A 24,588-nucleotide genomic window follows, 5' to 3' on the forward strand; every position below is an offset into this window, starting at 1 on the left:
GAAAAAGCTTAATTTTCTGACCGCCAAATTAATTCTGTTACTATTGCAACAATTTTTCCTGGCAAGCTCAAGATAGCACGAATTTGGGGATTGGGCATTGGGGATTGGGCGTTAGGAGTGCTGAGTAATGAGTAATGAGTTAAGAGTTAGGAGTTAGGAGTTAGGAGTTTTGTTTATCCCCTTGTCCCCTCATCTCCCTCATCTCCCCTGCTCCCCAGTCCCCAGTCCCCAGTCCCCAGTCCCCAGTCCCCAGTCCCTACTCCCCAGTCCCTACTCACCAATCCCTAATACCCAATCAACTAGCGTCCGAACGCCGTAGCCAGTTGCCCCTGCGCTGTTGTAGCCATTTTCTTTATCTGTCCACACTGGGCCTGCAATATCTATGTGCGCCCAAGGGGTTTGTTTGACAAATTGCTTGAGGAAAAGGGCTGCGGTGATTGCACCACCTGGACGCGGCCCTGTATTTTTCATGTCCGCAATACCTGACTTTAACCCTTCAAAATATTTTTCTTCCATTGGCATCCGCCAAATCTTTTCTCCTGAAGTTTGGGCAGCTTTTTCGATCTGGGAAGCAACACCATCATCGGGAGTGTACAAACCAGCAATATCGTCACCCAAGGCAATGACGTTGGCACCAGTCAGGGTGGCTAAATCAACGATCGCATCTAATCCCAATTTTTCGGCATACACCAAGGCATCTGCTAAGGTCAAACGTCCTTCTGCATCGGTGTTGTTCACTTCAATTGTTTTGCCGTTTGATGCTGTGAGAATGTCTCCAGGGTGCATGGCATGACCGCTAATCATGTTTTCGGTCACTGCGGAGATGAAGTGAACTTCCGAATCCGGCTTAATTTGAGCAATTGCTTTTGCTGCGCCGAAGGTAGCAGCTGCACCCCCCATATCCATTTTCATGGTTTCGATGCCGCTACCAGCACCTTTAATGTTGAGTCCGCCGGAATCGAAGGTTACACCTTTACCAATAATTGCTAATTTCTTTTTGGGTGTACCTTCTGGCTTGTAAGTTAGGTGAATGAATTTCGGTGGCAAATCGGAAGCTTGGGCTACTCCTAAAAATGCGCCCATACCTAACTTTTCACAGTCTTCTCGTTCTAGAATTTCTAGTTGTAAACCGTATTCTTTGGCGATCGCTTGAGCAGTTTCCGCTAAAGTAATTGGTGTTACCGCGTTGGCTGGTGCTGCCACTAATTGCCGTGCCAAATTTACCCCAGAAACAATTTGATTGGCGCGGGTTATGGCGGCTTCTTGTCCGCCGAAACCCAGTAAATCTATACTTTCTATTTGTGAACCTTTCTCTTCTGGTTCAGATTTAAAGCGAATATCTTGGTAAAGTGCTAATTCCACACCTTCTGCGATCGCTTGGGCACTTGCGGCTGGATCGTTGTTCCACAATGGAAAACTAAAACCCAAAATTTTGCTTTTTTGCTTTTTTCCTACCCTGGCTACAGCAGCAGCAGCACGGCGCAGAGTATCTAGTTTTAACGCTTCTGGTTTGCCTAAACCCACTAAAATCAATTTCCGCACTGGGCTATCAGCATTTACACGGGTGAAAATAGTACTGTTGGCTTTACCTTTAAATTCTTCTTCAGTAATCAGTTCTTTTAAGACTCCAGAAAACTTTTGATCTAAAGTAGCTAGTTCTCCGGTTAACTCTACTGCATCTTCAAATAATCCAATTGCCAAACTATCGCCCGCCCACTCTAGTAAAGGCTTATCACTAGGTTGAATTGTCATTTTGGGATTTTCTGTAAATATTCCTTCTTGTACCAGTATTGCTCAAAATTCTGGTTTCATGGTGAGGGGAGTGGGTATTGGGCATTGGGTATTGGGTATTGGGTATTGGGCATTGGGCATGGGGCATGGGGCATGGGGCATCAAGGGTTAGTAAGTATAAGTTAACGAATTAGTATAAATAGCACTCGTTAACGAGTCTTTGATCCTCATTAATCCACCTCGGAACTCCGTTAATGAGTCTTTGCTCCTCATTAATCCACCTCAGAACTCCGTTAATGAGTCTTTGATCCTCGTGAATCCACCTCAGAACTCCGTTAACGAGTCTTTGCTCCTCATTAATCCACCTCGGAACTCCGTTAACGAGTCTTTGATACTCGTGAATCCACCTCGGAACTCCGTTAACGAGTCTTTGATCCTCATTAATCCACCTCGGAACTCCGTTAACGAGTCTTTGATCCTCGTGAATCCACCTCAGAACTCCGTTAACGAGTCTTTGATACTCGTTAATGAAGCTATAATCTCCATTCTTTTACCTGACTTTTCGCGTTATATGGAAAAGTCCACCAAAAACCTAACCCCCAACCCGTGGCGGGAAGGGGGAAAATTCAAAGTCTCTCTCCTTTTAGGAGAGAGATTTAGAGAGAGGTTTTCCAGATGCCGTGAAAAGTCAGATTCTTTTACGTCCTGCTTCTTGTCCCATGCCCCATGCCCTATCCCTCGATTTTATTTGTATCAATATTAAATTTACGGGCGATCGCTGCGATTATTTCTTGTTCGTGTGGTGTAGTTTTATTATCAAGCTGGGCAATTTTTTTACACTGAGCCAGCAAGGGTATGGCAAAATCACGATTTAGCTGATTGAGCAGTATATCTAAAGATTTAGGTGATTTGATATTTTGAGCAATCGCATCCAACGAGGTAGGACTGAGTTTTACAGCTTGTAATTCTGGCAAAATTTCTTCTAAAGTCTTGTCTGGATGACTAGCAAGGATCATGTGAACTAAGATTTGATCCATGACTGCTTCTTGAGCGATCGCACTTTCTAGATACTTTTCACTTTCGGCTTTTAATGTTGCTAATGTCTGTGGTGATGCTAAGGAAGTTGATTCATCCAGCTTGGTTTCGTAAAATCGACAAGCAGCATAGCCCAATGAATAGATCATCGTTGCATTGGAACTAGCTGCAATAACTGCACCCGCCAAGGGCACATTTCGCAGCAAGCCTAATCCCGCAGCTTTCAACAAACGCCCTCCACCCAAAGCCAACCCAAAAATTGCTAAAATTTCACCTTTCCGAGCAGGATCTTTTAAATCTAGCCCGTAGACAGATGCAATTTGATAAAGCATTTCTGACTGCAATTTTGTTGTGGCTGTTAAATCAATTGCCAACAATGCCACTGCTATTCCTGGCAAAATACTAGTGGTTAGTCCAACTGTGGCTGCTTTAGTTGATTTTTCCACCATGATTCGGTGAGCAAGCTGGCTGGGTGATTCATTTGGATACTGTTTTTTAAGCTTGTTTACCGCCGCTTCTGCTTGTTCTAAATTAACAAGGTTACTATCGTTAATTAGCCAATTGAGATTTAAGACTCCAGATAGTTTTCTAATCAGCCAATTTTCGCTGAGACGATTTACAACCTGACCGCTGGTTTGAGTTGTTTGCTCAATAAACTTGTGTGTTTCTTTTGCTGTCGCTTCTCCTACCTCGATTGCTGTGTCTAAAACTGCTTGGCCAGTCTCAGCAACAGTTTTAATCAAAGACTCTACTATAGACGGTTCATTTTCTACTGATGATTGAGTCTGGATTTTTACTTCTGAAGTTTCTCTGGATGAATTAACTAATTTATTCACCTCTATTTCTTGGAGTTTGTCTGCCATAGTTTGACACCATCTTGTAAAGCCTCTCTTTTTTGGTTGTAGCGAAGTTTGAGGAGCTTTGACATCTTTCGATAAGTACAATTCGTCAGAGTAAATAGAAATTATTCTGAGCTTTAACTATAGACATAAGATGGATGACAGAGGTTCTGATTTTACCACTGATAACCTAATGTCAACAACACTTTGGCTTCTAAAATAGTGAGTATTTCTGGAGTCAGAATGCCCAGTTTTATTTGCAATCTTGTTTTATCAATTACCCGCAATTGGTGGCAAAGAGCAACTGAATCCCGTTCTAATCCACCTTCACCACTTTGAATTAATAAACAGGTTGGCAAAGATGCACGACGCAAATTTGTTGTTAGAGGAATGGTGATGATGGTGGTGGAAAATTCGGCGACAATATTATCTTGAAAAAGAATAACTGGTTTTGTGCCTCCTTGTTCAGAACCCTTAGTAGGATCTAAATTGGCTAGCCATACTTCACCTCGTTGAACCCTCATTTTAAATCTTCTTGTGTAAGTAGTTCTGCATATTCATCTAATCCTGCCTCCGCTAGTTGACGATCTTCCTGGGCAAATTCACTGTAAAGAGCGGCCATTTGATTTTTATCTATTTGCCAGCTAATATTTCTGCTGCGAAATTTGAGGAAGGCAATAAAATCACTAACTTGTTTGAGTTGTTCTTCATTCAATTTGTCTAATTCCTGGCTGAGGAACTCTTTGAGAGCAATCATTTAAGAGTCTCCAAAAATATGTGTTTAAGCTTTTTAAGGATGCAAATCTTATTTGAAGGTGACGAGATATTAAATGTACTTTACTTTTCCTTCTTATCAAAGAAAGCAAAATCGAGGTTGTGAACTCTCTGAATTTATGTGTAGCACACTTTTTACTTATTAACTCTACCTGTATCAGCTTTACTTTCTAAAAAGTCGTTATCCTGAAGAATTTCATAGAGATTAGTATCTTGCTCTAGCAAGCAAGCGTGTCCACAATGGGGCAAGACTACAATCTTTTTATTTGGTAAGATGTTCCCTATCCGGTTGACTTCGCTTACAGAAGGCAAAAGGCGATCGCTAGCACCAGCAATCAACAAAACTGGTTGAGTTAGACGCCTTAACTTTTCCTCATCAACATGAAAGTCTCGCAGTAAAGACAACCGCCAAAGAACGGTTTCTGACGGGACAGAACGCATCGTTTTTAGCAGATCGTGGCGATCGCTCCGAGAAATGCGTGACAAAGATGCTAAAAATGGCAACAAGCCTAATGCACCGACATCATACAATCCTGATGGCACTAGGTAAGTTAATTGGGATGCCCAACTTAACCAAGGGCGAAGCTGAAAGGACGAAGCTGGGTTAATTAGGATAATTCGCCTAAATAAATGGGGTGCTTGGATTGCCACTTTCATTGCCAAGCAACCACCAAAGGACTCACCGCACAGGTAAACTGATCTTTGAGAGCTTTTTTCTAATTCGGCATCGATCAAGTCCAATACACTCTTAGTTAGGACATCCCAGGTGTTAAGGTCTTTGCGGGGGAGCGCCAAACAACGGACATCAAAGCCAGCTTCTAATCCAGCAGTTTGCGATCGCAATAGTTGACCAGTTCCATCCATTCCTGGCAAATATACCAAAAGTGGATACTCTGGCTGTACTCGTTTAGGAGTTAGAAAACAAGGATTTAGCTCAACTTCTGTGATAGTCATTGGTCATTAGTCATTAGTCATTGGTCAATGGTATAAAACTTTTGGACTGTCGATCGTTGCTTTCAAATAAAGTTCGGTGCTTCTTACCTAAAACAAACGTCCTTTTAGAGCAAGACATTGAAAGTCATAAAAACAATCCAAAATCCAAAATTGAATGGCTCTAATAGCAACCTTGACGCAGTAAATTGCTAATTTCGCCGTGACAGTGTTCTGTCAGTTCAGCCACAACAGTTCTGGCGTGTTTGCCATGATATTTTTTATGATGTTGGGGCGTAATCCAATAAGGACGACCGATTAACACCGCAACTCGACGATAAATTACCAAGGGATGCCAACCACTTTGCTTAAATAAAGGTTCTGAAGGGTCGAATACACTTAAAAGTCTTAATGGGAAGCCATTAGTGTTTACTTCTTCTAAGGAAGCGATCGCGATCGGCAAAATAGCTAAATCTTGCACATTCGCTCGTAATGCCAAATGGGCAAATCCGCGCTGAAACTCACCCACGTGGTTGGGCTGAGTAAATTTCACCATTGGTGCAGTCCCTTCTGGAAATACTCCCACCATCTGCTTGGACTGTAATAGCAATTGTGACTGCGAAAAAAAGCTTTGCTGGCGGTTTTGAGTTTCTTCCAAGGGAAAACACCCCAATTGACCGGTGACAATCTCCCGCATGACTGGAACTTGTCCCATGTAGTGATGGCAAGCAAAGCGAATCGGACTCGATAACGCTGCCATTAAAATCAGTGCATCCATAAAGCTGCGGTGATTGCTGACTACCAAGACGCTCGCATCCTGGGGAATGCGGTCTTCGTAATAGCGGAACATTTGCGTTGAGAATGCCGCCACCAAAGCGCGAGAAATCTCTAGGGGGCTATTTCCACTCATACCTAATCAATATATCTTCCAGTAAACATGGCAATTTGTCTTAATTTTATTTTTACATTTCTTTACTATCGCCATGACCGTCTTAAGATAGAAATATCTAATCTACAAGAGTAATTAGATTTTCTGCATTCTCAATTATGTATTCTTGAACACAAGAATATCTAATATAAACTATTCAAAAAAATTATGATTAGTTAGTTTCCATTTTTTAGGTAAAAATGAGTTTAATTGATGCGTATTAAAAAACGATTCTGGACTTGATAAACTTGCTAGTATGAAGATGTTATTGGAAAAAATGGTAATAATATTGTATAATTACCTGGTTTTGCCGACAAAAGGTAAGATGTAAAACGTTTTAATAAGTTAATTTTTATTTTGTATGAATCTAGTGAAAAAAAAAGAATTTACATTTGCGCTGACCACACCCCTATATTATGTAAACGATGTCCCTCATATAGGCAGTGCTTACACGACGATCGCAGCCGATGTAGTGGCGCGATTTCAGAGATTACTGGGACATCAAGTATTACTAATTACAGGTACAGATGAACATGGGCAAAAAATTCAGCGATCGGCAGAAAGTTTAGGGAAAGCGCCACAAGAATTTTGTGATGAAATTGTCCCTAGTTTCGTGAGTTTATGGCAATTATTAGATATTCAATACGATCGCTTTAGTCGGACTACTGCGCCTCATCATCAAGCGATCGTTAAAGAATTCTTTGAGCGAGTCTGGGAATCTGGTGACATTTACCAGGGACAACAACAAGGCTGGTACTGCGTATCCTGCGAAGAATTCAAAGAAGAACGGGATCTGCTAGAAGGACACCGTTGCCCAATTCATACTAACAAAGAAGTGGAGTGGCGAGACGAACAAAACTATTTTTTCCGCTTATCAAAATATCAAACTAAGCTGACAGAATTTTATCAATCTAAACCGGATTTTATTCAACCAGAAAGTCGGCGCAACGAAGTCCTCAGCTTTGTCAATCAAGGACTGCAAGACTTTTCCATTTCACGAGTGAATTTAGATTGGGGTTTTCCCGTACCAGTCGATCCCAAGCACACTCTCTATGTCTGGTTTGATGCGCTGCTAGGTTATGTCACAGCATTGCTAGAACCAGATACAGAACCGACTTTAGCAAATGCTTTAGAAACATGGTGGCCAATCAACTTGCATCTAATTGGTAAAGATATTCTGCGCTTTCATGCAGTTTACTGGCCAGCAATGCTGTTATCGGCTGGCTTACCCTTGCCAGAGAGAGTCTTTGGACATGGCTTTTTGACCAAAGATGGTCTCAAGATGGGCAAAAGTCTGGGTAATACCCTTGATCCTGTGGCATTAGTTAAGAGCTATGGTAGTGATGCCGTTCGTTATTACTTCCTTAAGGAAATCGAATTTGGCAAAGATGGAGATTTTAATGAAGTTAGGTTCATTAATGTTCTGAATGCAGATTTGGCAAATGATTTAGGTAATTTGCTCAATCGCACCATGAGCATGGTGAAAAAGTACTGTGCTGAGAATAATGTCCCATCAATCGGCAATGAAGGGATTCCTGACGAAAATCCTTTGAAAGCCATTGGTTTACGTCTAGGGGAACAGGTAAAACAAGCATACCAAGAGCTAGCTTTCAGTCAAGCCTGCGTGGTCATACTTTCACTGGCGCAAGCCAGTAATAAGTTTATTGATGAACAGGCTCCTTGGTCATTATATAAACAGGGACAGCAGGAATCGGTCGAAAAGGTTCTCTACGCAGTTCTAGAATCGGTTAGACTGGCAGCTTATCTGCTATCCCCAATTATTCCGAACATCAGTAGCGATATTTATCAGCAACTGGGCTTTGGAATAAACTTTAACGATCAAATACAAAGTTCAGTTAATGCTCCTTTTGCCACCCATGCTACATGGGGACTACTATCGAGCAAACAACAGTTGGGTAAACACCAACCTGTTTTTCAGCGAATAGAATCCCCGAAAAACGATTAGTCCTTATCAAACTCTGATTTTGTTCAATTTTTTTATTTTCTCACAAAATTTATCGTGGCTCAATTTAAATTAGCTGCGGAACATTATCATAAGCCGCTGTGACTAGCATCTAAAAGTTGGTAATTTGTATCAAAAATAACAGGGATAAAAATTGAGGTATCACAACAATGTTGAATAATTTGGAAAACGATTCAATATTTACGCCAGAACAAGTTTTGGAAAATCGGGGTAGGGTCGCCATATTTATTGATGGCTCAAATTTATTTTACGCGGCATTGCAACTAGGGATTGAAATCGATTACACGAAGCTATTATGTCGATTAACAGGAGGTTCTAGATTATTGCGTTCATTTTTCTACACTGGTGTAGATCGGACAAACGAGAAGCAACAGGGGTTTCTGCTGTGGATGCGTCGCAATGGCTATCGAGTCATTGCTAAGGATTTAGTCCAGCTACCAGATGGCTCTAAAAAAGCTAACCTGGATGTAGAAATAGCAGTAGACATGATGGCACTTGTAGATTCTTATGATACCGCAGTTTTAGTTAGCGGTGATGGAGATTTAGCTTATGCGGTTAATTCAGTCAGCTATCGTGGTGTGCGGGTAGAAGTTGTGAGCTTGCGTTCCATGACCAGTGACAGCTTAATTAATGTGAGCGATCGCTACATTGATTTAGAAGCAATCAAAGAAGATATTCAAAAAACTCCTCGCCAAAGCTATCCATACCGGCCTTTATCTGGGATCGGTTTTTTGGAAGACCCCAGAAGTAGTGATGGACACCTAGAAATCCAAGAATAATGGCGTATCAATTTCATAAAAGAGGGAGATGGGGAAAGAGAAAAATGCAAGATTTCTCCTCCACTCCCTCCTTTCTTGTTTTACCTTTGACCTTTTTATTGGTATTTGCTTTAGTCGCCTGTGGGGGTAAATCACCTCCAGCTTCCCAACAAAATACTGCTGATTCATCTAACAAAGATAGCAATTTGACTTTCTTTGATGTCACCCTAGAACAAGCAGATGAAGTGGGAAGACCAATTTGGAAAGTCAGGGCTAAAACCGCAAAATACACCAAAGAAAAACAAATTGGTCAGGCTGAAAGTCCTTATGGTGAACTATATCAAGATGGCAAAATTGTTTACCAAATTAAGGCAGATGTAGCAGACATTGAACAAGATGGGAAGCAGTTGTTTCTAAAAGGTAAAATATTTGCCACAGATCCTAGTAATGGGATTGTGTTGCAAGGTAATGAATTAGAATGGCGTCCCAAAGAAGATTTGTTGATTGTTCGTAACAAGATTAACGGCAGCCATAAAAAACTACAAGCAGTAGCGCAGGAAGTGCGAGTTAAAACCCGCGAACAACGGATGGAATTTTCTGGAGGAGTAGTAGCAAATTCTATCGATCCCCAGATGCAAGTGAGAACTGAACATTTAATCTGGAATATTAAAGAAGAAAAACTGATTGGCGATCGCCCTCTAGAAATTGACCGCTACAAAGATAATAAAATTAGCGATCGCGGTAAGGGTAATTCTGCCGAAGTCAACTTAAAAACAAAAATTGCCACTATCCAAAAGAATGCTCAACTAGACTTACTAGACCCACCAATGCAAATAGCTAGTAACTCTATGACCTGGAACATGAACGCAGAAACTGTAACTACAAACTCACCTACGCGAATGTTCCAGCGTGCTGAAAATGTCACAGTGACAGCCAATCAAGGTGAAATGAAAATACCGCAAAAAACCGTTTACTTAAAAGGTAACGTCAACGCCGTTGGTCAGCGTCGCCAGTCTCTAAGATCCAATACATTAACTTGGTATTTAGATAATAAGTTAGTTGAAGCTCAGGGAAATGTTGTTTACCGACAAATTGACCCACCATTAAATTTTGTGGGTGAAACAGCAGTTGGTAATCTGCAAACAGAAAATATTGTTGTCAAAGGTGGCAGTTCTAGCGGTAGGGTAGTAACGGAGATTATTCCCCAAGAAAGAGCCAATCGTCAGCAGTAAAGTTAGGGTGAATAGGATCTGCTTTCACTCGTAAGTTTTGGGTTGGTCGAGTACTAGACTAGGATCTTAGTAATACAAGCCTTTTGATAGCCCATGAATGGATCAAATCGATTAGGTAAAAAATCCTTGCCAACACCCCAGCAAGCAGAACATCCCCACTATCACGATACAGACCACGAGCATACAGATGCTACTCATGGGACTGGAGAGTTGGCTCATCCCCACATCCATAGCGAAGAGTCTTTACGGCGAATTGTCAATCGATTATCGCGTATAGAAGGACATGTTCGTGGTATTAAGGCAATGGTCGAGCAAAATAGCCCTTGTCCTGATGTTCTACTGCAAATTGCCGCAGTGCGGGGCGCATTAGATAAGGTAGCGCGAATTGTTTTGGATGAACATTTAACTGAGTGTATTGCTAGAGCCGCACAAGAGGGTAATATTGACGTTGAAATTAAACAGTTAAAAGCTGCTTTAGATCGATTTTTACCTTAAGAATGAGAAAAATAATCTAAATGCGTTCGCCAAATTAATAATTAATATAGTGCATCGTGACATTCACCCTGGCAACATCATATTGAGAACTTGTAGATAACCTATTTTTATAGACTTGCCTCGTTTACTCCTAGAAAAAAAAGTGAACGAGGTAAAAACTTTTTCCATAAGATAATATAGCGGTTATCGAATGGAAAATACAGTTTGACTTCACTTCCATTCTTCTCTCCTAAAAGGAGAGAGGCTTTGAATCTTACTCCCCTTCCCTTATAAGGAAAGAACTGGGGGTTAGGTCTGTATTCCACTCAACTGATAACCGCTATATGCTGTAGGATTACGAAGTTTTTAGCTAAACTATGAGCGTAAAAAACTATCAGCTTAATTATTCTTTAACTAGCACTCTAGATAAACCACTAATTCTTTTTTTGCATGGCTTCATGGGTAATATTAATGAATTTGATGAAGCTATAAAATTACTATTTAACGAATTTTCCTATTTAACAATTGATCTCTCCGGACATGGAAAAACTCAAGTTTTGGGTGGGGACGAATACTATACAATGGCAAACACTGCTCATGCTTTAATCAACTTACTGGATGAGTTAGAAATTGCCAAATGCTTTTTAGTTGGTTATTCAATGGGTGGAAGATTGGCTTTATACCTAGCCTTGAATTTTCCAGAACGTTTTTATAAAGTTGTGCTAGAGTCAGCTTCCCCAGGTTTATCAACAGCAACAGAACGATTAGAACGGATTAAACTTGATACACAAATAGGTAGAAAATTAACAAGAACCTTTGAAAAAACTGATTTTATTGCTTTTCTATCAAATTGGTACAATCAGCCGATTTTTGGCGATATAAAAAATCATCCAGAATACGATCGCATGATAGAAAGTCGCTTGCAGAACAACCCGCAGGAATTAGATAAATCATTGCGCTTTATGGGTACTGGATGTCAGCCTTCTTTATGGGAAAAACTACAATGCAGTACAATTCCCATGCTTTTACTAGTGGGTGAATACGATCAAAAATTTATATCTATTAATACAGAAATGGTTAAAATATGTGAGTTTGCTCAGATAAAAATAATTAGTAATGCTGGACACAATATCCACTTTGAAAATACCTTGGCATTTGTGGAAAATATCAAAACTTTTGTGTCCGCAGCAAGTTAAAAATTAGGATAACTTCACTACTTCTTTACTGCCTTGCTAGAAGGAGTTGGGGATGGTGACAAATTCGGGGCTATTGGTTGTTTAGCTGCGGTTACTTCCTCTTGCAACATTTTCTGATAAACCTTAGGCAAAGAGCTACTAACAGAATTAGTTTCTATACCATATCCCAGACTTGTCCAAGTGGGAGAGAGTCGCCGCAAAACATCATTTAATTTTCCCTGACGCAACAGTTGCGAAATATTAGTTCCCCAAACTTTAGAATCATTTAACCAACGGTAAACTACTACATCTTGATATTCTGCTTCAAAACTATAAGTAGTCCAAAACATCATTCGCATCGGCTTTGGGTGATAAAGAGGAGCTAAACGATACCAAGTAATGTTGATCATTTGATATCTGCCAGCAGCCGTAGAACAATTACCTGTATTGGGGCCTGTGACAATTGTGACGCATATCTCAGGATGTCGGCTAAGGTCGTTGACTTGCTGTCCCCCATACAACAGCGAATAGGGACGGTTTCCACTAGCCTCACTTGCCGAGATGGTTCGCATTAAAGCGCGGATATAAGGGTCGCCCTCTTTCATCACCAAAGGCGGCTGTTTATTTTCAAAGATGGGATCGGGAGGCGATCGCAAGTCTCCAATATACCATTGCAACAAATACACAAAGCCGAGAAGCGCGGCTATTGGGCCAATAAGTTTTTCAACACCTTTGAATTCAAAGCCTTTCAGAGTCTGACTCCTTCAAATTCACTCTTTTTGCTAACAAAAATCACCGACGAACTGATTCGAGTAAAGTTCACACCTGATTGTTAGTTATTATTTCCGATTTGCTCATTTTTTGAGAAATTAGCAAAAAAGAGTATAAATACAGGAGTTTGTAAGTAACTGAGGTACAAAATGCCGGACTGACGCATCAAATATAAAGAGTTTCTACCTCCTGCCTTAAAATCCGTAGCTTTGTACTTCATCTAAAAGAAAACTACTGTAAGTATAACAAGCGAGAAACTCGCAAAAATCTCGAATAAGTATAAAGTCAATTGATTATAGTAGCATCTGCTCTCAGTAATAATTGCTTCTTTGCTCAAATCGGGCGATAGGTCGATACAATCTCATTGCGAAGGTTTTGATTTAATTTGACACCAATGCCCAACTGCGATCCCCAATAAAAAGTCTGTATTACGACCGATTGAGAACTGCGATCGGTGAGATTGAGTATTTAATGATACTAATTTTAAAAAGAATGCGACAGATACATAGGGACATACCTTTGTTCTGTCTGGCTTTCTTAGAGCTAATTTGTGAAATCAAGTAAAGTACTTGTCTAATAAGGGTTTCAATAATTTAAATCAATCCAGATTTATTCGCTGAAATTCAGACCTAGTAATGAGTTGAGTACCCTTAAAATTTTCTTTACGAATCAGCTCTTAATTTTGAATTGGTATGAGTCTGTTCCTGTAGCCCCACATCATTTTTGTATTTTAAGATACCAAGAATTTCCTGAAGACACTGGAGATAACAAATGTTACTGTGGGCTAGTTGAAAACCAAGAGGCAGATTAGCCTTTATCAATATTGAATCTGCTTTGTGTTTTTACACAATAGTCATAGTCATGGGCACAATATTCAAGTAGCTTGAAATATGAAAATCACTCATATTCACCACCAGTTTGAAAAACTATGGTTAACCGTTTTACTTCCGTGAGTACTGCTCTCACACTTAAGGTAGTTGGAATAATCTGCATTTTGTCCTTTTTCGTTGACTTTTTGATTCTGTTGTTACCCTTTCAACCCACCGATCGGGTATGGCAAATCAATTTGGGAACAGCGCTTGTCGATCGAGGAATTGTTCCTTTGGTAGGTTTGGGGCTTCTGTTTGCTGCCTATTGGATTGAGAATGCTGATGCAGCAAGCGATCGCCCCCAGGGTATCGACTTAAGATTTCCCGCCGCGATTATCTCCAGTATTTTAGGGTTGATGTTCTTGCTGATTTTTCCCCTGCACTTAAATAACGTCAATCAAGCCAAGACTCAAACACTCAACCGAATCACCCAGGAAGCAGATCAGGCAGAAACTCAACTGAACACTCGCTTATCGCAATTGCAAGCACAACTGAATACTGACCAAGGAAAAGCGCAACTAGATCAGCTGCGAAACCAAACCAAAGCTCAGTTTAGTGAAATCCTTAAAGATGACCAAAAATATAAGCAAGCAATTGAAAGCCCTCAAATTCCCGCAAATATCAAAGAGTTACTCAAGAAGGCTAAAACAAATCCCCAAGTACTTGACAAAGCTATCGAACAACAAACAGATGTTCAAACGCTGCAAACTCAACAACTAAGCCAAGTTCGCCAGCGCCGAGACGAAGCACTGCAACAAGCTAAAGATACTGCTTGGAAATCTGGACTGAGGATTGGTATTAGCAGTTTGCTATTGTCCATTGGTTACATTATCATCGGCTGGACAAGCTTAAGAGGTAGGGGTGCTGTACAAGGTGGTAAACCTAGAACTGCCGCACGTTAATCCACTATTGGCATGGCAGTAGGGAGTATCCAAAAATTATTGACGGCTGATACTGCCATGCGCCTAATAGCTAATAACAATAAAAAGACAACGATCGCTGAGTAAAATCGCTATAAAACTTGAGTAATGTTCTCAATTTACATACTGACATATAACGAAGAACTAGATATTGCTGCTTGTATCGAATCGGCGATGTTATCAGATGACATCATTGTTGTGGATTCATGCAGTAGCGATCGCACTGTGGAAATCGCCAGTCGCTATCCCATCCGCGTTGTCCAACACGCTTTTGAAAGCCACGGACGCCAACGTACCTGGATGTTAGAGTCTATCCCCCCGAAGCATCAATGGGTTTACATTCTCGAAGCTGACGAGCGCATGACACCAGAATTGTTTGCAGAATGTGAAAAGGCAAGTCATAATCCAGACTACATCGGTTACTATGTGGCTGAACGCGTCATGTTCATGAATCGTTGGATTCGCTACAGCACACAGTATCCGCGTTACCAAATGCGACTCTTCCGCCACGGTAAAGTGTGGTTTACAGACTACGGTCATACTGAGCGAGAAGTTTGTGAGGGTGCAACTAGCTTTTTAAAAGAAACATACCCACACTACACTTGTAGCAAAGGTTTGAGCCGCTGGATTGACAAGCACAACCGTTATTCTACGGATGAAGCTCAAGAAACATTGTATCAGCTAGAACAGGGTAAAGTTAACTGGCAAGATTTATTCTTTGGTAAATCGGAAGTCGAAAGACGGCGTGCCCTGAAAGATTTGTCTTTGCGTTTGCCTGCTAGGCCGTTGCTCCGGTTTGTATATATGTATTTTATCTTAGGCGGATGCTTAGATGGACGCGCCGGAGTCGCTTGGTGTACATTGCAGGCATTCTATGAATACCTGATTTTGCTCAAAGTCTGGGAAATGAAATATCTACCAAAACCTAATTTAGATACAACAGCGATTTTGGTAAAAGAGAGTACACAACAGGTGCAGTGTGCGGATTCTGAAACTACACAGGTTGATGCGGCGTGAACAGGGCTGAAAATCCTTTTGATTTCCAGTAAAATCAGCGATCGCAAAATCATATGGTGCACAGATGTGCTACACAGATCCTTGACTTCGTAAAAGTTGTCAGGGATCTTGTTTTTTATGAATCAAGACTAGATAAAAGGCAATACAGTTCAGTTGGACTTTGGAACCAGAGTTTTACCCTTAACTGAACCGTATTGAGATAAAAGGGACTTCCAAATAAAAAACATCCCAAATTTTCTAGTGGGATGGGTGTCCTCATCTGTATTCAGGGCAAGCAGAATACTTACCCCACAAGATGGATAATTTATTTCTTAGAAATCCTTAACAAATTAATATTTTTAATAGAACATTATCATAAAAGCCGCTCCTGTTCAAAAGTGAGTGACTGAACAGATAAACTAATAAATTATTTTATCCAGTAGTACTTGCACAATCATCAGCAGCTTTTGATTAAGCGCGGTACATTAATAATATCTAAGAACTTGCAACAATCATTTACAAGTCTTATAAAGAAAAGTAATATCCTCTAAGAATAAACAGTTGCGATCGGATTGGTGAATGTCTATGTGTATGCTTATAGGAAAATAGCTAATTTCCAGCAGCAGGTACGTGTTTTTGCGACAGCAAGCAACTTGCTAGCGTTTTAGACAGTTGCTTGCGGCAAAAACTGCCAAAGTTAAAGCCTTCGGAATTTGACGAATCTGCTGGTATGGATACGAATAACAAAAGTTCCTCTAGCTTAAAACAGGAGAATCGGGGCTTGGTAATCGATCGCCTAAAACAGGACTTAAAAAACGACCTGATTGCTGGTTTATTGGTAGTAATTCCCCTAGCAACCACTATCTGGCTGACAATTACCATTGCGACTTGGGTAATCAACTTCCTCACCCAAATTCCTAAACAATTGAATCCCTTTGATGGGTTAAACCCAGTTTTAGTAAATATACTTAATTTATTAGTAGGATTGGCTGTACCCCTACTAAGTATATTGTTGATGGGATTGATGGCTCGGAATATAGCTGGGCGCTGGTTGTTAGATTTTGGTGAGCGATTATTACAGGCAATTCCTTTAGCAGGACAGGTATACAAAACTCTCAAACAGCTTTTAGAAACAATACTAAAAGATTCTAATGGCAAGTTTCGCCGAGTAATTTTGGTAGAGTATCCCCGCCGAGGAATTTGGGCGATCGCTTTTGTGACTGGTGTAATCAGCAGTGATATCCAAGCCCAGATATCTCGCCCAATGCTAAGTGTTTTTATCCCCACCACCCCAAATCCGACTACCGGATGGTACGCAGTTGTTCCTGAAGACGAGGTGGTGAACCTCTCAATGTCGATTGAAGACGCCTTTAAAATAGTTGTTTCTGGTGGCATTGTCGCCCCTAATACGCCTTTTGTTTTCCCTCAAGAATCCACACTGGAAGTGAAACACGACGAAATCAAGCAGTAGGTTATTCCCGTTGAAGAAACTTAAAATCAATCTGGCATAGTCACAAGCAAATGCGTAATGTTGTTGTTTGAGTGTGCCAAAATTGATATAATTATAAGTTTGTTTTGCCTAGTTAATTCAGTTCTTGCACAATCACCCCTCAGTTTTATGCAACCTCGTAAACCCCAGCAAATTGCTCGTGAATTGGCGCTTTTAAGCCTTAGCCAATTGCCAGTCAACCCAAAGAAATTAGATAAATTAGAAGACGATCAACTAGTATCCAAGTTGGTGCTAGGAGCAGTACGTACTCTGACCTCAGAAGTACAAGATACCCTCGATAATGCCGCAGGTGAACTGCAACGCAGTAACGATCGCCTCTTAAGCAGCCAAACTCGGGCCTCCGACCTCAATACTGCCAGAACAATGCTTCAAGAAGCGATCGCCTGCACCCAGACAGCAATCAATCAGTTGGGTACAGCAGTCGATTTCCCAGTATTGATTCAATTAGCTAATCAAGACAAGGGAGTTCGGAATTACGCTAAAGAGCTTGTAATCACCGTCAACGAAAATCGACACATTATAGATGAACTCATTTCTGCGGCCTTAGTAGATTGGCAAGTAACTCGTCTCGCCCAAATTGACCGCGATATTTTGCAAATTGCCGTGGCAGAAATGAAGTTCTTGGGAGTTCCAGACAGTATCGCCATCAACGAAGCTGTGGAGCTAGCCAAACGCTACAGTGGAGACGATGGTCATCGGTTTATTAATGGTGTTTTACGCCGAGTCACCGAGCAGAAAAAAACTGCGTAGTACTGCCGCGGAATTCATAATTTCTTTACTGCCGTGGGAAAAAGTCTGTAGCCCCTTCTGCGGCTTCTTCCAAGCGGAACCTCTTCCAAAGGGAGATGCTGCGCAAACAGAGGAAACCTCTTGTTGTAACGATTTTCTTTAAACTGGCGTTGAAAGGTGAGGATAACCCGGAAGTTTTCACCCCAAGAAAAAGTACAAAGTTAAATTAAACTCATAATTTATAACTTATAACTCATATAACTAATACTGCTGCAATGGTTTTTAATTGGTTCCGTCGTCAACATAACGATTCCTCTAACACTCCCTCCGATCAGAAACAGGAAGAAACTCCTCCTGCAAAAGAACCCCAACCAAAGCCAGCCGAAACCTCCACACCAACTGCTGAAACTACACCAGACACAACGGCAGATTTATTGGCATTTGCGAAAGCTGCCTACAAAAATATTCAGCAAAAACAGCAAGTCGAGGTAGTAGAAACCCTACCCGATCCAGCAGATACCTTAGCACCATCAATAGAACCTGAAACCGCAGAAACGGCAACTGCGGAAATAACCGAACCAGAAGCTACTAATACAACCGTAGAAACAGCACAGCCAGAAGTTATCCAAGCTGCTAGTGAGGAAGAAATTACAGAAGATTCTTCAGTGGCAGCAATTGCTGAACAGCCTGATGTTTCCACCACAGAACTCACGGCAAGCGAAGTTGAACCAACACCTAGCGAACCACTAGCTACGCCAGAAGCAACACAGCCAACAGCACCAGCTAACTTATCCTTTTTAGAACGGGCGGCGGCAGAACGGCAAGCCAAGCTAGAACAACTAATAGCCACCGCCATTGAAGTTCCAGAACCGGAGGTAGTACAGCCAGTAGCTACAACCTCAGAAACAGGACAGGAAAGTCCCGGACTGCTATTTGATGATGGGTTTGTCTGGTCAGCGAAAGTTCTAGCAGCTCAAGGTAGGAGTGCAGAAGACGTTTCTATTGAAGAAATTACCTGGCTGAAAAAGCTCCGGCAAGGGTTAGACAAAACTCGCCGTAGTATTCTCAATCAACTGAAGGCGATCGTTGGTCAAGGGCCGCTAAACCAAGCTGCTGTGACGGAAATTGAGGCATTGCTTTTGCAAGCTGATGTGGGTGTAGAGGCGACAGACTTTATTATCAATGCTTTACAGACAAAACTGCGAGAAGAAGTTACTGCACCTGAAGAAGCGATCGCTTTCCTGAAAAAAATCCTCCGGGATATGCTGGATGCACCGAGCAAAACATCCCACAAAACTACCTTTACGCCAGAAAAAGAAACCTTGAATATTTGGTTAATCACTGGGGTAAATGGTGCCGGTAAAACCACTACCATCGGCAAAATTGCCCACTTGGGACAAAAATCTGGCTATAAATGCTTGATTGGCGCAGCAGACACCTTCCGTGCCGCCGCCGTGGAACAAGTAAAGGTTTGGGGTAGTAGAAGTGGCGTGGATGTAATTGCCAATCCGGGAAAAAATACAGATCCGGCAGCAGTTGTATTTGATGCGATCGCAGCTGCCCAAGCGCGTCAAACCGAATTACTTCTGGTAGATACAGCTGGGCGACTGCAAAACAAGAAAAATTTAATGGACGAACTCGGTAAAATCCGGCGAATTATCGACAAAAAAGCCCCAGATGCCAAAGTAGAATCTCTTTTGGTTCTAGATGCAACTTTAGGTCAAAATGGACTACGGCAAGCTGAAGTTTTTTCCCAAGCTGCCCAACTCAGTGGTGTTGTCTTAACCAAGCTAGATGGCACTGCTAAAGGCGGCGTTGCCCTTGCCGTTGTACAGCAGCTAGGTTTACCCATTCGCTTTATTGGTGCTGGCGAAGGAATTGAAGACCTACGCCCCTTTTCGAGCTATGAGTTTGTCGAAGCTCTTTTGAGTGGTTAATTGAAAAATTTCGAGTTAAAAATTTTTCTTACCAAACTTAGGACTTACGCAATATTGTATTATTCTTCTCTGGGAGACACTGCGCGTTGGCGTCAGCCTCTGACAGAGAAGGAGGTTCGATAAATTAAGCTTTTTAGCTATTTTTGCGTAAGTCTTAAAACTGATAAATTTAGGGATGACTGGTGTTGGCTATGGCGACTTACTCGTGCAACGTCTATCGAGAGGTTGGAATTCTGATGGTTAAATGAAAAGACTCTTTCTGACTTTTGACTTAAAGTTCTTAGAAGATATTTCTTCTATTTTTAGTGTCATCTCTTCTATTCATATCTTACACTTACCAAATGACTCACCCCTAGAATAAATTACAGGCTAATGGTTTAACTCTGTTACCTTTGACTAAGAAGATAGAGTTACTTCACTTTTATCCAGTTTTGATGGATTTAAATTTTGCGTATTCAGCAACTCAAAATTTACAAAACGAGAAATTAAAAATGGAAAAGCTCAATCTTGGCGATTATCCGAGCATTTATGGTGTACAAATTAAGTATTTGAAAACTTATTAACATATACTCAGGTTTGGGAACGAGTGTAGTTCTGTTTTTGAGCAAATCAAGCTCGATTTGAGCGCTTATAGAGGTTTTTACTCAAAAGACTTCTAGTCTTCTAGTTGCTTCTGCCCAAAAAGTCCCTCTGAGAGCGTTAGAAATTATTCTTTGAATAAAGTATTTTTATGACTTTAGAGATATGCTTTGGTAATTAAGTTATGGAAAAATGAAAAATTTTCTGATATATCAGCGAAACTAGTAATTTTTACGGGTAAAATTTGGACTAAAAATACATGATTTGAAATAACTAATATTCCATCAAAAATACAATAAGCAAATAAAATACTTATAAAATTTGCCTGTTACGTCTTTATACTCTTGCTAAAATGGCAAGTCTTGTCTAAATATGGTTTAGCAATGCCAAAGCCAAAAGATTTATAAATCATCTAAAATCTGCCAATATAAAGTGCAATAATACCCGTGCCTGTGTCTCAACTGCCCTCTCAACCCACTGATAATAGTAGTAGTGCCGCGACGGATGTCACACCAGTCGTGGCACTCAAAGAACTCGTGGCAAGGTTGCACCGGGAACAGAACAAAATTCAAGATTTGCTAAGTTCTTTAGGATTTGCCCTGAGAAGTTTCAATAATTTGAATCAGTTTTTGGAACTGATTCCGCTGATGGCAACAAGAGTGACAGATGCAGACGGTAGCGCCCTGTTTCTCTACAAACCTAATGGTCAAGTCAGGTTAGAACAGTTACATTGGCAAGATAGTGGCCAGCGCAAAAATATCCGCAAAGCGCTAGAAATAGCCAGTAGTCAAATCACGCTTTTACCCAATGCTGCCCCTCTAGCGAATGCCACGGGGATTTTAGATGACCAGATGCATCGCTATTTGGGGCCAGATGTGCAAATCTTTGGTACGGCGATTCTGGTAAAGCATACAGAACGGGGATGGCTCTATGTCTTGAGCCGCGATCCAGAATATAGTTGGACAGAAACCAGGCAAAAGTTAGTTAGGTTAGTGGCAGACCAAACAGCAGTAGCGATCGAAAACGATGAACTAGCTGTAGAACTAAGAAAAAAAGAACGCTTAGACCAAGAATTAGAAATTGGCGCAGAAATTCAACGGCGACTTCTACCACGTCAATGCCCTACAATTCCAGGTGCAGTTTTAGCGGCACGCTGTAAACCTGCCAATCGCGTCGGCGGAGACTACTACGACTTTATTGCTACCAATCATAATAAGATTCAGCCCAAGATCAAAGGTGGCAGCGAAACTAGCCGCTGGGGTTTAGTTATTGGAGATGTCATGGGCAAAGGTGTCCCTGCTGGGCTGATTATGACGATGATGCGGGGAATGCTACGGGGAGAAGTGTTACATGGTAATTCCCCAGCCGGAATTCTACAAAACTTAAATAGAGTTATGTATGCGGATTTGGAAAATTCCCACCGCTTTGTAACACTATTTTACTCAGAATATAACCCCTACAGCCGAATTCTGTCTTATAGCAATGCGGCACACAATCCTCCTTTATGGTGGCACGCAGCTACAAAAACTGTCACCCGTTTAGATACTTTGGGAATGTTAATCGGTTTGGATGCTAACAGCCAATATGAAGATGCCCAGGCACAGCTAGAGCCTGGAGATACAATTATTTACTATACAGATGGCTTAACTGATGCCGCTGCTGCTGGTGGCGATCGCTTCGATGAAGACAATTTTGTTACTAGCTTCAATACTGCTTGTAAATACTGCAATGGGCCAGAGGAGATTGTAGATTACCTATTTGACCAAGTTCAGCAATTCATCGGTGCTGATAAACAAAACACTGATGATATGACACTAGTTGTTCTGCAAATCTTATAATCATTGGCTATTTATACTCGATCGAGTCCATTAGTCAATGCTTGAGTTTATGGTGACAGAGGATTCACCACAGTGATTACACTAAATTTAATTTTTTATTTATTTTTCTTTGAATTTTCGTGGCGATCGCCCAAATGGTTGCACATCAACCTTTTTTGTGAACTTGTTTGTATTTAGCCTTTAGGATAATACATAAAAAATGATCGTTAGAATACTTTTCTGTTCAATTAAAAACTATATATTTTGCACATCTAGCACAGTAGGAAACGCCAAGGGGGAGAGCAGGTAAAAGGTAAAATGTACAAGGTAAAAAGTAAAAGGTAAATTTACTTCTTCATTTTTGCTTTCTTTCTATCCTTGTGACGCAAGCATTTGGTCTGCTCCCTTTTGGCGTTTTAATTTTTCTTTCTCCGCCGTAGCAAGTTCACAACAGCTACGACGGAGTTTTGCTTTCTTTGTTTCTTCGTCCTAAATTTGGTTTTTTAAACTTCCTTGGTATTTCAGCGATTAAGCTTCATTTAATAATTTGTCAAGATATTTCTAGAAAATATTTTCGATGAAGAATTTAGATTGCTATTCTTGCGCCCCAGCTTTTTGCAGACTCCGCACCACATTTTTATAACCATTAAATTCTGCAATCATCAAAGCAGTATAACCGCCACGGTTTTTCAAATTCACATCTGCCCCAGCTTGGAGTAATAACTGCACAATTTCGCCATAACCTCCTGAAGCAGCCCACATCAATGATGTGGCCCTCGCTGAGTCTTGAAAATTCACATCTGCCCCCTTTGTTAGCAGCAAATGTACGATCTCTTTGTGTTGGCGTTCGGTTGCCTTGATTAAAGCAGTTTTGCCATCATCCCCTGGAATGTTGACATCAACTCCATAGTCTAGCAACACTTGCACCGTTTGGGTGTGTCCTTGTGATGCAGCCAACGTCAAAGGTACTTCACCAAGATTTTTCCCATTTATATCTCCGCCAAAACGTAGCAGTGCCTCGACTATTTGACTATGTCCCTGCAATGCTGCTACAAGCAGTGGTGTATCGCCCAAGTAGTTCCTAATTTGGACATCTGCACCCCTGTCAAGTAATATTTGCACCACATCAATGTAGCCTTCCACAACGGCAAGGTGTAAGGCAGTTTCACCATCTCGATCTTGAAGATTAATCTGGGCACCTCCATCTAGTAAAGCTGCTGCGATCGCACTGTGTCCAGCCGCTGCTGCTGCCGATAGGGCTGTTCCACCATCAGCGTTTTTCACATTCACATCAGCCCCTGCTGCTAGCAGTGCTTCCACAATCTTTAGATGTCCTAAGTCTGCCGCTAGCATTAAAAGTGTTTCACCCTCCTCATCTGGGATATTTACATCGATACCAGTTTGGAGAATTGCTTGTAAGACTTCTATTTTTCCCTGCTTAACGGCAAGTTTCAACGCCGTATCATTATCTTTATCAACAATATTAACTTCGGCACCAGCAGCCAATAAAACTTGCACTACATCGATATAACCTTTGAGGACTGCTGCCATTAATGCTGTACTGCCATCTTCATTAGTGGCATTGACATCTGCACCTTTAGATAGTAAAAGTTGCAAAATGTCAAGCTGTTTGGCACTAGCCGCCAACATCAAAGCCGTTAAACCATAGAGTTTTCTGGGCAAGTTGATATTTGCCCCAGCATCGAGCAGCGATCGCACAATTTCGGTGTAGCCTAAATTGGCAGCAAACATTAACGCCGTGGTACCTTGGCGATCGCACGCGTCCACCCTTGTACCAGCAGCCAGTAGCGCACACAGCCCCTTAATATCACCACTTTTAGCAGCTTTGAGCAGCAAAGTATCGTTGTTTTCAGTCATGGATGAGATCCCACACAAGGGGTTTTGTTCGTCTACCCTCAAAATTTAGTCTGAGATTGTTTATTCACTTTGGCAAGAGGCTGAAGGAAAATAGTTGGGGAAGATGGAGGGAGTCTCTTTTAATTTGTGCAACTTTAAGCACATAAAATAGAGTTATGCTAATTTTTATGAAGATTTAATAATTAGGCGAGAACACGATGAGTATAGAACTTTCTACGTCGGTGAAATATTGGCTGAACTTCTTCCATCCGGTGCTCATGTGGGCGCTATTAGTACTTTCAATTTATGCTGCCTATTTGGGACTGCAATTACAGCGTACCAGAAATGCTCAAGGGGAAGAAAAGAAAGAACTGATTAAAGGTAAATATAACGTCAGACACTACCAAATCGGTTCTATACTCCTAGCTTTGATGGTAGCAGGTGCGATCGGAGGGATGGCTGTCACTTACATCAATAATGGTAAGTTGTTTGTCGGGCCTCACCTGCTGGCAGGACTTGGTATGACAAGTCTAATTGCATTTTCTGCTGCTTTGTCCCCTTATATGCAGAAAGGGGCAAATTGGGCGCGTGCAACTCACATTTTAATAAATTTCACTCTTTTGGGACTTTTTGCTTGGCAGGCTGTTACTGGGGTGCAAATTGTCCAAAGAATTCTCACTAAAGCATAGTCCTTTGTCATTTGTCCTTTGTCATTTGTCATTAGTAGATGAGAAATGACAAAG

General features: G+C 41.2%; 21 protein-coding genes. 13 read left to right on the forward strand and 8 right to left on the reverse strand.

Going from position 1 to position 24,588, the window contains the following annotated elements:
- Positions 1–270: 270 nt before the first annotated feature.
- Positions 271–1,752: a leucyl aminopeptidase gene (locus RM049_RS17080; RefSeq protein WP_322682256.1), complete on the reverse strand. Its 1,482-nt coding sequence runs from the start codon at positions 1,750–1,752 to the stop codon at positions 271–273.
- A gap of 1 nt (position 1,753) precedes the next feature.
- Here RM049_RS17080 and RM049_RS17085 point away from each other — a divergent pair, with 1 nt between their 5' ends.
- Positions 1,754–1,903 (forward strand): hypothetical protein, encoded by a 150-nt coding sequence (locus RM049_RS17085; RefSeq protein ID WP_322705028.1) that lies wholly within the window; start codon positions 1,754–1,756, stop codon positions 1,901–1,903.
- Positions 1,904–2,462: 559 nt separating this feature from the next.
- On the opposite strand, the gene RM049_RS17090 is transcribed toward RM049_RS17085, so the two are convergent.
- From RM049_RS17090 to RM049_RS17110, 5 genes are all read right to left on the reverse strand, one after another.
- A complete protein-coding gene (locus RM049_RS17090; RefSeq protein WP_322669847.1) occupies positions 2,463–3,629 on the reverse strand; it encodes an EcsC family protein in 1,167 nt (388 codons plus the stop codon).
- A 152-nt stretch (positions 3,630–3,781) separates the two neighbouring features.
- Positions 3,782–4,129: a type II toxin-antitoxin system PemK/MazF family toxin gene (locus RM049_RS17095; protein ID WP_322705029.1), complete on the reverse strand. Its 348-nt coding sequence runs from the start codon at positions 4,127–4,129 to the stop codon at positions 3,782–3,784.
- Complete coding sequence (locus RM049_RS17100) at positions 4,126–4,362, reverse strand: hypothetical protein (protein ID WP_322669845.1); 237 nt, start codon at positions 4,360–4,362, stop codon at positions 4,126–4,128. Before RM049_RS17100 ends, RM049_RS17095 begins: the two co-directional genes overlap by 4 nt.
- Positions 4,363–4,514: 152 nt before the next feature.
- Positions 4,515–5,333: an alpha/beta hydrolase gene (locus RM049_RS17105; protein WP_322705030.1), complete on the reverse strand. Its 819-nt coding sequence runs from the start codon at positions 5,331–5,333 to the stop codon at positions 4,515–4,517.
- Between the two features lie 160 nt (positions 5,334–5,493).
- Entirely contained in the window at positions 5,494–6,219 is a 726-nt protein-coding gene (locus RM049_RS17110) for a 1-acyl-sn-glycerol-3-phosphate acyltransferase (protein ID WP_322690272.1), read from the reverse strand.
- A gap of 379 nt (positions 6,220–6,598) precedes the next feature.
- Here RM049_RS17110 and metG point away from each other — a divergent pair, with 379 nt between their 5' ends.
- From metG to menH, 5 genes are all read left to right on the forward strand, one after another.
- Complete coding sequence (gene metG / locus RM049_RS17115; RefSeq protein WP_322669842.1) at positions 6,599–8,203, forward strand: methionine--tRNA ligase; 1,605 nt, start codon at positions 6,599–6,601, stop codon at positions 8,201–8,203.
- Between the two features lie 167 nt (positions 8,204–8,370).
- Entirely contained in the window at positions 8,371–9,000 is a 630-nt protein-coding gene (locus RM049_RS17120; protein ID WP_069072029.1) for an NYN domain-containing protein, read from the forward strand.
- Between the two features lie 44 nt (positions 9,001–9,044).
- Entirely contained in the window at positions 9,045–10,211 is a 1,167-nt protein-coding gene (lptC, locus tag RM049_RS17125) for an LPS export ABC transporter periplasmic protein LptC (RefSeq protein WP_322669841.1), read from the forward strand.
- A 93-nt stretch (positions 10,212–10,304) separates the two neighbouring features.
- Positions 10,305–10,706: a metal-sensitive transcriptional regulator gene (locus tag RM049_RS17130; RefSeq protein WP_322705031.1), complete on the forward strand. Its 402-nt coding sequence runs from the start codon at positions 10,305–10,307 to the stop codon at positions 10,704–10,706.
- 356 nt (positions 10,707–11,062) lie between these two features.
- Positions 11,063–11,881, forward strand: a complete 819-nt coding sequence (gene menH, locus RM049_RS17135; RefSeq protein WP_322705032.1) for a 2-succinyl-6-hydroxy-2,4-cyclohexadiene-1-carboxylate synthase — start codon at positions 11,063–11,065, stop codon at positions 11,879–11,881.
- A 17-nt stretch (positions 11,882–11,898) separates the two neighbouring features.
- Here the strand turns inward: menH and RM049_RS17140 are convergent, their stop codons facing one another.
- Positions 11,899–12,546: a glycoside hydrolase family protein gene (locus RM049_RS17140; RefSeq protein WP_322705033.1), complete on the reverse strand. Its 648-nt coding sequence runs from the start codon at positions 12,544–12,546 to the stop codon at positions 11,899–11,901.
- Between the two features lie 1,013 nt (positions 12,547–13,559).
- Here RM049_RS17140 and RM049_RS17145 point away from each other — a divergent pair.
- From RM049_RS17145 to RM049_RS17170, 6 genes are all read left to right on the forward strand, one after another.
- The gene (locus tag RM049_RS17145; protein ID WP_322705034.1) at positions 13,560–14,402 is read left to right on the forward strand and encodes an HpsJ family protein; all 843 of its coding nucleotides are present in this window, start codon (positions 13,560–13,562) and stop codon (positions 14,400–14,402) included.
- 126 nt (positions 14,403–14,528) lie between these two features.
- A complete protein-coding gene (locus RM049_RS17150) occupies positions 14,529–15,437 on the forward strand; it encodes a glycosyltransferase family 2 protein (protein ID WP_322682244.1) in 909 nt (302 codons plus the stop codon).
- A gap of 709 nt (positions 15,438–16,146) precedes the next feature.
- On the forward strand, positions 16,147–16,887 hold the full coding sequence (locus RM049_RS17155) for a DUF502 domain-containing protein (protein ID WP_322669835.1): 741 nt from the start codon (positions 16,147–16,149) through the stop codon (positions 16,885–16,887).
- 147 nt (positions 16,888–17,034) lie between these two features.
- Positions 17,035–17,676 carry a transcription antitermination factor NusB gene (gene nusB / locus RM049_RS17160; RefSeq protein WP_292787087.1) on the forward strand — a complete coding sequence of 214 codons (642 nt, stop codon included), beginning with the start codon at positions 17,035–17,037 and terminating at the stop codon, positions 17,674–17,676.
- A gap of 254 nt (positions 17,677–17,930) precedes the next feature.
- Complete coding sequence (gene ftsY, locus RM049_RS17165; protein WP_322705035.1) at positions 17,931–19,592, forward strand: signal recognition particle-docking protein FtsY; 1,662 nt, start codon at positions 17,931–17,933, stop codon at positions 19,590–19,592.
- A 1,025-nt stretch (positions 19,593–20,617) separates the two neighbouring features.
- The gene (locus tag RM049_RS17170; RefSeq protein WP_322705036.1) at positions 20,618–22,009 is read left to right on the forward strand and encodes a PP2C family protein-serine/threonine phosphatase; all 1,392 of its coding nucleotides are present in this window, start codon (positions 20,618–20,620) and stop codon (positions 22,007–22,009) included.
- A 573-nt stretch (positions 22,010–22,582) separates the two neighbouring features.
- On the opposite strand, the gene RM049_RS17175 is transcribed toward RM049_RS17170, so the two are convergent.
- Complete coding sequence (locus RM049_RS17175; protein ID WP_322705037.1) at positions 22,583–23,866, reverse strand: ankyrin repeat domain-containing protein; 1,284 nt, start codon at positions 23,864–23,866, stop codon at positions 22,583–22,585.
- 197 nt (positions 23,867–24,063) lie between these two features.
- On the opposite strand from RM049_RS17175, the gene RM049_RS17180 reads away from it, so the two are divergent.
- The gene (locus tag RM049_RS17180) at positions 24,064–24,534 is read left to right on the forward strand and encodes a DUF4079 domain-containing protein (protein WP_322705038.1); all 471 of its coding nucleotides are present in this window, start codon (positions 24,064–24,066) and stop codon (positions 24,532–24,534) included.
- The last annotated feature ends 54 nt before the right edge of the window (positions 24,535–24,588 follow it).

The sequence above is a fragment of the Nostoc sp. DedQUE04 genome (genome assembly GCF_034530995.1).
Taxonomy (GTDB): domain Bacteria; phylum Cyanobacteriota; class Cyanobacteriia; order Cyanobacteriales; family Nostocaceae; genus Nostoc.

Excerpts from the sequence above, each read along its gene's own strand:
- RM049_RS17120 (WP_069072029.1), top strand. The coding sequence starts at position 8,371 with ATGTTGAATAATTTGGAAAACGATTCAATATTTACGCCAGAACAAGTT.
- metG (WP_322669842.1), top strand. The coding sequence starts at position 6,599 with ATGAATCTAGTGAAAAAAAAAGAATTTACATTTGCGCTGACCACACCC.
- lptC (WP_322669841.1), top strand. The coding sequence starts at position 9,045 with ATGCAAGATTTCTCCTCCACTCCCTCCTTTCTTGTTTTACCTTTGACC.
- ftsY (WP_322705035.1), top strand. The coding sequence starts at position 17,931 with ATGGTTTTTAATTGGTTCCGTCGTCAACATAACGATTCCTCTAACACT.
- RM049_RS17145 (WP_322705034.1), top strand. The coding sequence starts at position 13,560 with ATGGTTAACCGTTTTACTTCCGTGAGTACTGCTCTCACACTTAAGGTA.
- RM049_RS17150 (WP_322682244.1), top strand. The coding sequence starts at position 14,529 with ATGTTCTCAATTTACATACTGACATATAACGAAGAACTAGATATTGCT.
- RM049_RS17100 (WP_322669845.1), bottom strand. The coding sequence starts at position 4,362 with ATGATTGCTCTCAAAGAGTTCCTCAGCCAGGAATTAGACAAATTGAAT.
- RM049_RS17095 (WP_322705029.1), bottom strand. The coding sequence starts at position 4,129 with ATGAGGGTTCAACGAGGTGAAGTATGGCTAGCCAATTTAGATCCTACT.
- RM049_RS17130 (WP_322705031.1), top strand. The coding sequence starts at position 10,305 with ATGAATGGATCAAATCGATTAGGTAAAAAATCCTTGCCAACACCCCAG.
- RM049_RS17175 (WP_322705037.1), bottom strand. The coding sequence starts at position 23,866 with ATGACTGAAAACAACGATACTTTGCTGCTCAAAGCTGCTAAAAGTGGT.
- RM049_RS17105 (WP_322705030.1), bottom strand. The coding sequence starts at position 5,333 with ATGACTATCACAGAAGTTGAGCTAAATCCTTGTTTTCTAACTCCTAAA.
- RM049_RS17110 (WP_322690272.1), bottom strand. The coding sequence starts at position 6,219 with ATGAGTGGAAATAGCCCCCTAGAGATTTCTCGCGCTTTGGTGGCGGCA.
- RM049_RS17180 (WP_322705038.1), top strand. The coding sequence starts at position 24,064 with ATGAGTATAGAACTTTCTACGTCGGTGAAATATTGGCTGAACTTCTTC.
- nusB (WP_292787087.1), top strand. The coding sequence starts at position 17,035 with ATGCAACCTCGTAAACCCCAGCAAATTGCTCGTGAATTGGCGCTTTTA.
- RM049_RS17155 (WP_322669835.1), top strand. The coding sequence starts at position 16,147 with ATGGATACGAATAACAAAAGTTCCTCTAGCTTAAAACAGGAGAATCGG.
- RM049_RS17090 (WP_322669847.1), bottom strand. The coding sequence starts at position 3,629 with ATGGCAGACAAACTCCAAGAAATAGAGGTGAATAAATTAGTTAATTCA.
- menH (WP_322705032.1), top strand. The coding sequence starts at position 11,063 with ATGAGCGTAAAAAACTATCAGCTTAATTATTCTTTAACTAGCACTCTA.
- RM049_RS17080 (WP_322682256.1), bottom strand. The coding sequence starts at position 1,752 with ATGACAATTCAACCTAGTGATAAGCCTTTACTAGAGTGGGCGGGCGAT.